At 66.0% G+C, this 10,036-nt stretch carries 5 protein-coding genes; 1 reads left to right on the top strand and 4 read right to left on the bottom strand.

Annotated features, from left to right (window positions below; translation table 11 throughout):
• Positions 1-196 precede the first annotated feature (196 nt).
• Positions 197-1,219, bottom strand: coding sequence for a 1-aminocyclopropane-1-carboxylate deaminase (locus NQ036_RS15225; protein WP_257049987.1), 1,023 nt, complete (start codon positions 1,217-1,219; stop codon positions 197-199).
• Positions 1,220-1,413: 194 nt separating this feature from the next.
• Between NQ036_RS15225 and NQ036_RS15220 the strand changes: the two genes are divergently transcribed.
• The gene (locus NQ036_RS15220; RefSeq protein WP_257049986.1) at positions 1,414-2,247 is read left to right on the top strand and encodes a GntR family transcriptional regulator; all 834 of its coding nucleotides are present in this window, start codon (positions 1,414-1,416) and stop codon (positions 2,245-2,247) included.
• A gap of 145 nt (positions 2,248-2,392) precedes the next feature.
• Here the strand turns inward: NQ036_RS15220 and NQ036_RS15215 are convergent, their stop codons facing one another.
• The 3 genes from NQ036_RS15215 to NQ036_RS15205 form a co-directional block, all read right to left on the bottom strand.
• Entirely contained in the window at positions 2,393-8,248 is a 5,856-nt protein-coding gene (locus NQ036_RS15215) for a DUF4011 domain-containing protein (protein ID WP_257059963.1), read from the bottom strand.
• 200 nt (positions 8,249-8,448) lie between these two features.
• Complete coding sequence (locus tag NQ036_RS15210) at positions 8,449-9,372, bottom strand: HNH endonuclease (RefSeq protein WP_257049984.1); 924 nt, start codon at positions 9,370-9,372, stop codon at positions 8,449-8,451.
• Positions 9,373-9,414: 42 nt separating this feature from the next.
• Entirely contained in the window at positions 9,415-9,837 is a 423-nt protein-coding gene (locus NQ036_RS15205) for a (deoxy)nucleoside triphosphate pyrophosphohydrolase (protein WP_257059961.1), read from the bottom strand.
• Positions 9,838-10,036 lie beyond the last annotated feature (199 nt).

Genomic DNA, 10,036 nt, shown 5'->3' with positions numbered 1-10,036 from the left:
GCTGACGCTCGTACTCGCGAACGAACTCACGGACCTCTTCGACGGTGAATCCCACAACGCTGACCATGCGAGATCACTCTCCTTTGCTTGATCGTGACTGACTCACAACCAGCTTGGCAAAGAGGGCGCATACGTATATACGCGTATGCGTTGCAGGTTTGCGCATGTGATGTTGGGCAGGGCCGCCCACACCGCCTCAGTCGAAGATGCCGGGATAGGCGCTCAACGCAATCTGGCCGCCCAAGTGCGCATAGAGCACATTCGAGTCCGCCCCGATCCGCCCGTCGGACACCAGGTCCATCAGCCCGGCCATCGACTTGCCCTCGTACACGGGATCGGTGATGACCCCCTCGAGCCGGGCCAGGCGCTTGATCGCGGCGACCGTCGAATCGTCCGGAATGCCGTAGGCGGGTCCCTCCCACCCGGGCAGAATCGTCACCTCGTCCGGCCGGATGGCCCGGCCCAGGCCGATCAGCTCGGCGGTGTTGTTCGCGATCCGGGTTACCTGATCGATCGTCTTCTCCAGAGTCGCCGAACCGTCGATCCCGATGATCTTGCGCGGCCTCGCCCCCGCGTCCTGGAGCGCAGCGAAGCCCGCGATCATGCCCGCCTGCGTCGAACCGGTCACCGTGCACACGACGATCGTGTCGAAGAAGACGCCCAACTGCTGTTCCTGAGCTGCGACCTCGTAAGCCCAGTTTGCGAATCCCAATCCGCCCAGCCTGTGTTCGGAGGCCCCGGCCGGGATCGGATAGGGCTTGCCGCCGGCGGCCTCGACCTCGGCCAGGGCGTCCTCCCAGCTGGAGCGGATGCCGATGTCGAAGCCGTCGTCGGGGTCCAGGCGGACGTCGGCGCCCATAATGCGCGACAGCTCGATATTACCCACCCGGTCATTGCCGGGGTCATCCCAGTCGACCCAGCGCTCCTGCACCAGACGGGCCTTCAACCCCAGGTGGGCGGCGAGCGCGGCGACCTGGCGGGTGTGGTTGGACTGGTAGCCGCCGATCGACACCAGGGTGTCGGCGCCGCTGGCCAGAATATCGGGCACGATGTACTCGAGCTTGCGGGTCTTATTGCCGCCGAATGCCAAGCCGGAGTTGCAGTCCTCGCGCTTGGCCCAGATCTGCGCACCGCCCAGGTGTTCGCTCAGGCGGGGCAGGCGGTGGACGGGGCTGGGGCCGAAGGTCAGGTCGTAGCGTTCGAAATCGTGAATGGACATGGGGCTCCTCGCGTGTGGCGGCGTGTGGAGGACCGCATCCGAGTGACGGCGCCCGAGGATTCGGTGCCCATCCGGCGGATCCTCTGTGGCATTACGTGTCGGGATGTGCGATATATCGAGTACCTGCAATGTAGCATCGAATGTGCCGTACACAACATAAACGACGCAATATACACAAGTCGAGGAGAGAGCACATGACCGATACCCGCGTCCGGGCGCAGGCCTCGCGAACCGGGGGCGAGGCGACCGACGGTGCGATGCCGCCGGCCCGCGCGCTGCTGCGCGACACCGTCTACCGGGAGCTGCGCGATGCGATCGTCCGGGGCGAGCTGGCACCGGGCACGCGGCTGCGCGACTCCCTGCTGAGCAAGCGCTTCGGCACCAGCCGCACACCCATCCGCGAGGCGATCCTGCGGCTGGCCAGGGCGGGCCTGGTCGTCGCGACTCCGGGCAAGGCGACGATCGTCGCGGCCGAGGACCCGCATCGGGTTCGCTGGGCCCAGCAGATCGCGGCGGAACTGCACGCCCTGGCGATCACCCTGTGCGAACCCGATGTGTACGCAGCCGAGACCGCGGCCGTGATCGGCGGCGGGCCGGAATCGCCCCGGGACGAGGACGCTGAGGATTCGGATGCCGAGGGTTCGTCCGCCGGGGCCGAGGACGCGAAGGACTCCGCAGCACCGCAGGGCTTCCGCCCGCTGGGCAAGACCGAGCTGCGGTGGATGAAGTCGGCCAACGCCAGCTTGAAACTGGCGATCGAGGCAGGCGATGCCGAGGCCGCGATCGCCGCCGACGAGGAATTCCACATGGTGCCCGTACGGGCGTGCGGCAATCTGCTCATCGCCGAACAGCTCGAAGACGTCACCGCGGCCCTGCGCAGGTCCGAGTATCTACACTTCGGTTCGATGACCGGAATGGACTCGCCGGATAAGCACGCGAAGATCCTGCACGCCCTGAAGAAGGGGAAGTACGAGAAGGCGGCGCGCCTGACCCGCGAGAATTGGCTGACGATCGCGCCACGGGACTGAACACCAGAACTCCCGACGAGCCTGCAGACTCCCGACAAGCGCATGAACACCACGTGAGCGCGGGAACTACCTGCTATTGCAGGTAGTTCCCGCGCTCACGTGGTGTTCATGGGGCCCGGTGGTGTTCGCCGGGCCCCGACTGCGCTCAGGCCAGGATGAAGCCGTCGGCCTCGGCGGTACGGGTGATGCGGCCGGACCGCTCGGCCAGGCTGATGGCCCTGTTGAAGGCGTCCTGCGCCGGCTTCGAGGTGCGCCGACCGCCGAACATCTCCACCACCTCGGCCAGCAGGTCGGCCCCGGTCGCGGCACCGTCCTGGCTCAAAGCGGCCACGATGGCATTGCCCAGTTCCCGCTGGCTCATGTCCTGCAGGTTCCGCGCCGCCTGGCCCGGGCCCGGCACACGGTAGACGTTGTAGGCCTCCGGGTCCTGCTCATCGGACCAGACGAACTCCCTCCCGTCGTCTTCGGCCAGGGTGCGCTGCGATACCAGCGGGGCGATCTGCGCGGCGATACGATCGCGCAGCCGCTTATGGGACATGCGCAGAGCTACCCGCCGGAGCAGTTCGGTCTTCTCAATGGGGGCCTCGAGCGCGAGGATGTCCGCGATGTGCCCACGCACCCGCTCACGCGCCTCCTCGGAATGCTCCACGCGATCCAGCAGGGTCTTGTCGTCAACCGCGCGGACGGGGGCCTCAACGTACTGTTCCTCCACGATGCCCGAGGTCGGACCGGTGGCGGTCGGACCGGTGGCTGCGTCGGCGGTGCCTGCACTGACAGTGCTTGCACCAGCAGCAGCCACGTCGGCAGTAGTCGCATCGGTGGCAGGTGCTGCAGCGGTCACACCATCGACCTCACCCGCCACATCAACAGCAGCACCGGCCTCGTCATACGTACCGGCAGGCCCGGCTTCGGCATCCGTTTCACGCAACTGCGCGATCAGGCGGTCGAGAGCGGCACCGGGATCCAGGGCCCAGTCCGCGGACAGCAGGCGGGCGACGCGGTGCCAGTGCATACGGTCCTCGAGCATCGTCACGGGCAGGCCGTCACGGTCCCAGACTGTCGCACGGCCGGCCCACAGCGGCGAGTCCAACAGGACGGCCGACCACGGAGCCGCGCTCTCGGCACCAGCACCGTCCGCACTGGCCGCGCCCCCCGCGCCACCGGCCGTACCCGGCACGCTGTCGGCGGCCTCGCGCACGGCCAGGTCGACGGCAAACTCGGACTCGCCAACGCCCACCTCGACCTCGAAGCCGCGGGCGCGCAGTTGTTCGGCCACTCGATCGCGGAAGATGTCGTCGCCCTGGGGTGCTGCCTCGACGCGGGGCAGCACGCCCTCCTCCGCCATCGCCAGGTATGCCTTCATATCGCGCACCCCGGGCCTGGTCGACTTGCCGATGGTGATGTCGGCGGCGTGCATCGAGGCGAAGATCTGCACCTGTTCACGGGCCCTGGTGATGGCCACGTTGAAGCGCAGCTCGCCACCCGGGCGGGCCACCGGCCCGAAGTTGTTCGACCGCTGACCGGTTTCGGCATCCGGCGCGTACGTCATGGAGAACAGTACGATATCGCGTTCGTCGCCCTGGACGGTTTCGACGTTCTTGACCGTCAGCGGCTCCACGTCCCGGTTCATCGCGGCGACGATTCCGTCGTCCTTCGACTCCGCCAGGGCCGCGGCGATGTAGTCCTGCTGTGCCGAGTTGAACGTGACGACCATGATCGACTTGTCCGGCTGTTCGGCCAACAGACCGGCGATCCGTTCGACCACCGCATCCCGTTCCGCCTCGTTGACCTTCGCCGAGTAGCCGGGCTTGCGCTCCTGCACACCGCGCACGAAGGTATAACCGATCGGCAGCGCACCCGCGCCGGGCGCACCAGCCCGGTCCGAAGCACTCGGGTCCGCAGCACCCGCACCCGGCACATGCGACGCCGAGGTCCCCGCACCATCCGCGGCCCCCTCCCCTGCCACCGCAGGCGGGTTGGGGAAGGTGATGAGCTTGCCGTTGTAGTACCGGCGGTTCGAGAACGCGATGAGCTGCTCATTGGAACTGCGGTAGTGCCAGTCGAGGCTCAGGTGTTCGAAGCCCGCCTTGCCCGCCAGGGTCAGCAGCGATTCCAGGCGACCCTGGGGAATCGCCAGGGTATCCCCTGCGTCCCCGCCATCGACGCGACCGGTGAATTCGGTGGGGGGTGGCATCTGCTTCCGGTCGCCCACGATCACCGCCGAACGTGCCCTGCCCAGGGCGCTCATGGCGGTGGCGGGCCTGATCTGCGAGGCCTCGTCGAAGATCACCGTGTCGAATTCGATGGACCCGGCGGGCAGGTGCTTGGCCACACCCAGAGGACTCATGAGCACACACGGGGTGGCGGCGAGGACCTGCTCTCCGTATTCCTCGAACAAGGTGCGCACTGAGCCGGAGGACGTGCCCCGCACGTATGCGCGGAAGGCATCGTCGATTTCAAGGGCCCGCTGCGGATCACCCAGCGCGCCGGGCGGGGTCGCACGATGCGCCAGGATCAGGGCGCGCGCCTGCTCGATATAGCGACGCACCGCGGCAGGACGACCCGTGAATGCGGCGGGGTCCTCCAGCTCGGCAAGGGCGCGGTCGAGCGCGGCGCGGGAATTGGCCAGGAGGATCGCCTCCGCCAGCTGGTCGGCAGACCTTCCCGCGCGCACCTCTTGCGCCGCATCCGAAAGCCCCAGGCCGGCCATAGCGTCGGCCTGCGCATCGAGCTTGGCCAGCGTGGCCGCATCGTCCGGGCTCGAGTCGGCGTGCCGACGGGCCCGACGCAACCGCTTGGCCACATCGGCTGCGTGCTCCGCCTGTTCGGAGCTCAGATCCGCGGCAGCGGGAACTTCGGCCGGCTGCCACCCGCCTGTCATGTCGAATTCGGATTCGCGCTCCAGCTGCACCCTGAACAGGTCCCACAGATACTGGGGCTCACCCCGGGAGTCCTGCCCGTGTTTCACGTGAAACACGTCGTTCGGATAGGCGCGCAACAGATCCGTCGAGGCATGCAGCGCAGCCCGCAGCCGGTCGGTTCCGGTAACCGGAGCCGAGGTCGCTGCGCCGGTGGCAGTAGCTGTGCCGGCGGCAGCACCGGGCATACCGGTGGCGCCCATTTCCCCCGCCGCAGCGGCAGCCGTACCACCTGAGGGCAACCGGTCGAGCGCCTCGCGCAATTGCCCCCGCGCGTCGCGCAGACTCTGCTTGGCGTCGTGCAGATCCAGCACCGCATGTCCCAGGCCGGCGTCCTTGAGCCGCCCGAAGACCACGTCCAGCGCCGCGCGCTTCTCCGCGACGAACAGGATCCGACGACCGCGCGCCAGACCATCGGCGATCATATTCGTGATCGTCTGGGACTTGCCGGTGCCGGGAGGGCCCTCGAGCACGAAGGACTTGCCTGCACCCGCATAGGCGATCGCCCGCAGCTGGCTGCCGTCGGCCGGCTGCACCAGGGTGGTGGTGACTTCGTCGGCAGGGGTCAGCGCGCGGTCCCCGGCGGGGTCCGCGAACGGCGTGCCGAATCGACGGGTCAGCTGGTCCGCGACCGGCTTGTCCAGCAGGGTCGCCCAGTTGTCGCGCAGATCGGACCACAGCACCTGAGTCGCAAAATCCAGGGGCAGAAGCCGGGCATGGCGCAGAATCCGATGCCGGATCCCAGCCGCGCTCAGCTCCTGGGAGACTCGTTCGAATGTCGCATCGACGTCGATACCGGAGGCGTCTCGCACGGGTTCCAGCAGCGACGGGACCTCCTCCCCCGTGACCTGCCGCAGTTTCTCGTGCAGGGTGAAATTGGGCTCCAGGGCATAGCCGGGTTCCAGGGCCAGGGCGAAGCCGGTGTCCGCGGAACCGGTCAGATTGGCCGGCGCGACGAACAGGGGCGAGGTCGATTCGTCCCCCGCGTCGTCCTGCCAGGTCACAGCACCCACCGCCAGGTGCAGGGTGGTCTTGCCCGATTCCTCCCGGGACTTCTCCGATTGCGCCTGCAGGTTGGTCAGGAGCTTGCGGTAGTTATCGCGCAGCGGCTCGACCTGCAACTGGTGTGCATCCAGCGCCGCCGTGAAGGAGTCCTCGGCCGCCCCCGCCGAGGGAGGTGCGGATGGAGCCGCGGGAACCGGTGCCGACGGGACCCGACTCCCCGTGGCCGAGGTGCCCGCCCGGTCGGAGACCGCCGGCCGGATCACCGGTCGCCCGGGTTTCGAAACGGACTGCGGAGCCGGGCTCGCCGCATGGGTGTTCGCCGCCGCACTGACCCGCTTGCTCAGGGGTGCCAGGTCGAAGCGCTCCCCGGAGGAGAAGGCGTCCTCGAACAGGTCCAGCCGGTCCTCGGGCACCACGATCCGCGCGCCGGCGGTCTTGGCCATGCGCAGCAGCGGATTGCGATTGTCCAGCTGCAGGAGTTCCTTCAGCCAGCGCGACAGAATGGGTGGACGCGTCGTCCCCTGACCCTCGGCCAGTGCCGAGTCGCCGGCCTGGCTGTGGGCGGTGGCCCGGTCCAGCAGATCCGCGACGCGCACAATGTAGAGAGCGTCGGATTCGAAGGCGGCACGCGATCCGCCCACCGGCTCGACGCCACTGATGTCGGCGGAGAAGGCTCCGCGGCTGAGCGTGCGCGCATCGAAGGGCGAGGTCTCCGGATTGCCCAGTCCACAGCGCACCCCGTCGGGCGTCATCACGAACACAGCCGAGCAGCCCAACAGCTCCAACACGGCCGCCGCAATGAGCGCGCGCTCCATACCGGTGACCCGGATGTCCTGACCCGTGGCACCATCGGCGCTGGTCGCACCGTCGGCACCGTTCGCACCGTTCGCACGGTCAGAGCCGTCGGTACCGGTGAACAGGTGCGTGACATGGCGCAGCCGCTGGCCGCCGTCCGGGGTCCGGGCATCGCCCACAGAGGTGCCCAGCACACGGTTGAGTTCCGTATTGACCGCACCCGCGTAGTCGGCGTCCTCCGGTTCGTCGAGCGCGTTGACCACGGATTCCACCGCGCGCGCCATCCTGGCCACCCGGGGTGAGGAGAACGGAATGAAGTCGACGAGGAGTTCCGGCGGCAGGTCGGAGCGCCACTCATCGTCCGCAAGCAGGGGAACGACGATGTCGGCCGCTCGTGAGCGCCCGCCCACCGACATGTCGAATTCCGCGTGCAGGTCGTCGGCGCCCGTGGACACCGCGCCCGGCAGGACCGGCACCCACGCGAGCTCCGCGGGGGTCAGGGCTACGGTCTCCCCCGGTGCGACCTCGACCCGGGGTGCGGTCCATTCGACTGTGCCCGAGGCCCCGATGATCTGGCAGGCGGCGAGAGAGGCGGTCGCACCCTGGGCCGGGTCGGTGGTATTGGTGATGGACAGGGCGCGGATGGGGCCCACACCCATGGCAGTCAGGCGCCGGGTGTAGGCGGCGGCGAGTTCGATGTTCGCGCGTAGCCCGCCCACTTCCAGCGTCAACGACCGGTGTGGGGCAGCGCCGGGCACCGCTTCCGCCGCCGAGGCCGCACCTGGCTCGGCCGCACCGGATTCGGCTGCACCAGACTGCGCCGACGGGGCCGGCTGAGCAGTTGCGCCGGTGGACGAGCCCATGAGGCCCTCCGGCAGGCTGGAGCCCAGGGATTCCAGGAGGAGCTGCAGGGTTTCGAGGAAGCGGTCCACATCGCCGGAGCGCATTTCGACGTCGGAGTCCGCCTGGTCGATGAGTGCGGACAGTTCATTCGCCCAGTCGCGCATCAACGGGTTCTCGCCACGGTGCAGATAGCGCCCGTGCGCGGCGATCGCCTCGAGCTGGTCCCGCATATTCCAGAAGCTGCGCGGACGGTTCGCAGCAGGCTGTCTGGCCTGGGACGATGGTCCCGCATTCGGTCCGGTACCGGAATCGGCCGCCTGCAGCGCGGCAAGCCAGAATGATTCATCGACGTCCGCGACCGAAGACTGCAGAATGGCATCGCCCAGCACCGGGCCGACCGCCATGGTCAGGCCGAGCACCACACTGTTCGAATCGCGCACGTCACTCCCTGAATCGACTACAACGACTGCGATTTCCAGGGTACTTCACGGTACTGACACGACCCTGAAACAGGAAGGTGCTCGGCATGCTGCGAGACCAGTTCGACCTTGCCGTCTGGGGCCCGTGCATCAGGCCCTCAGCCGAACCGGCCTATGAGGGAGCAAACGCTACGGCCGCTCATGGGCGGGGTGGGCAGAAGCTAACCGATCTTGCTACCTCTGGTAAATAGATCGAATTTGGCTTGGAGTCGATCAGAGCTGGGACGCAGGCTCTTCGATCTGGGCAGGTTCGACAACTTCTTACCATGCAGCGCTTGCATACCGAATTCCAAGATCGGGCCGTCCTTCTCTGTCAGAAGATCGGGCCTTAGCTCAATGACATAGTCGGGTCGGATGCCCATGAAGAACTTGTCGTAGGCTGCGTGATGAATTTTGCACAGTGCCAGCCCGTTCACCACAGAGGCGATTCCATGTTCATCACTGTCATCGATGATGTGCGCAGCATCCAGCAACTGCGGATGAGCCAAGGAACACACTGCACACATGTTGTTATAGGCATCCAGGACCTGCGATCGAAACACTGGTTGATGGAGGCGGCGCTTCGTCTGGGAAAGTAGGTACCGACGCGTTACTTCTTCATGGCCGGAGTATTCGTCTATATCGCCAGCTAGGTTGTCATCCGGCAAAGGAGCGAGAACAAAACGTTTCCTCTCTACTTCCTCGCCAATAACATACACTGGGGCAATAACATTGTATTTAGATGGTGACTTCGATATTTGCCAGAACCAAATAATAGGGAGATGCTGCCGCATTGCCACCCGCAGGCCGACGTTCTCAAATTGGTCCGGGTCATCACCTCGCCACGAGTACCGCGGGAGTCCGTCCTCGCCGATACTGTCCTCATAAGGATGCTCCCGACCTTTTTTGGGAAGATTCGTCTGGACGGTCAGTGCCGCATCAAATTTCGCCGGTTTACGGATTCCTTGCTGACCACGCAAGGAGAACGCCTCTCCGCGAAACTGAAAGTCGTCAATATGAGACACTTCGAGCGGGAAGCGACCGCCATCGGACGCCATATTTACCCACTCGATTGCCTCAGCACGTAGCCCAAGCGGTTCTGCCACACGGCCTCCTCAACTACACCTGACTGCATATTACCCGAATAGCTACGCTTGGGTGCCGCCCTGGTCTGTGCGTAGCTGATTTTGGGCTGCTATAACAATTGGCACATCGGGGCCAGCCCAGGTCAACGACCTAAGTTCACGCACTGGAACCCAGTCCATTCGGTCATGATCGCTGCTGACAGGGTTTCCGGCAATCCCCTCAACCCAGTAGCAATCCAGGTCGATGATAAGTCCCTCATCATTCATCGTTGCCTGGCGGAAGACACGCTCTCCAATGACGACATGCTCTAACCCTAGCTCCTCCCGAAGTTCACGCGCCAAAGCAACTTCAGGCAACTCCCCGGGCTCAATCTTTCCACCCGGAAACTCCCACAATCCTCCCGCAGATTTTTCGGGTCTACGCCGACAGGCCAAAATCGAGTCTCCATTTCGGAAAACAGCCCCGACGACAGGTAGAGTCCTCAATTTTTCACCGCTCGCTCTTCTTTACGCTTTTCTTCCGCTGAATAGGATCCGCTGCACGCATCCCCGTCCACACTAGCCTCGATTTTTCACGGGTTGGGGTTTGTGCTTGATCGCGGCGTCGTTGTCTCATGTTGTAGGTGATTGTACTGTTCGGGTGTGATGTGCCTGCGCGTGTCGCCGCGGTGGTCGGGCCGTTCCA

The organism is Brevibacterium sp. 91QC2O2 (assembly GCF_024580695.1).
Taxonomy (GTDB): Bacteria; Actinomycetota; Actinomycetes; order Actinomycetales; family Brevibacteriaceae; genus Brevibacterium; species Brevibacterium moorei.
This window is presented reverse-complemented; position numbering and strand designations above follow the sequence as displayed.

Excerpts from the sequence above, each read along its gene's own strand:
- NQ036_RS15225 (WP_257049987.1), bottom strand. The coding sequence starts at position 1,219 with ATGTCCATTCACGATTTCGAACGCTACGACCTGACCTTCGGCCCCAGC.
- NQ036_RS15220 (WP_257049986.1), top strand. The coding sequence starts at position 1,414 with ATGACCGATACCCGCGTCCGGGCGCAGGCCTCGCGAACCGGGGGCGAG.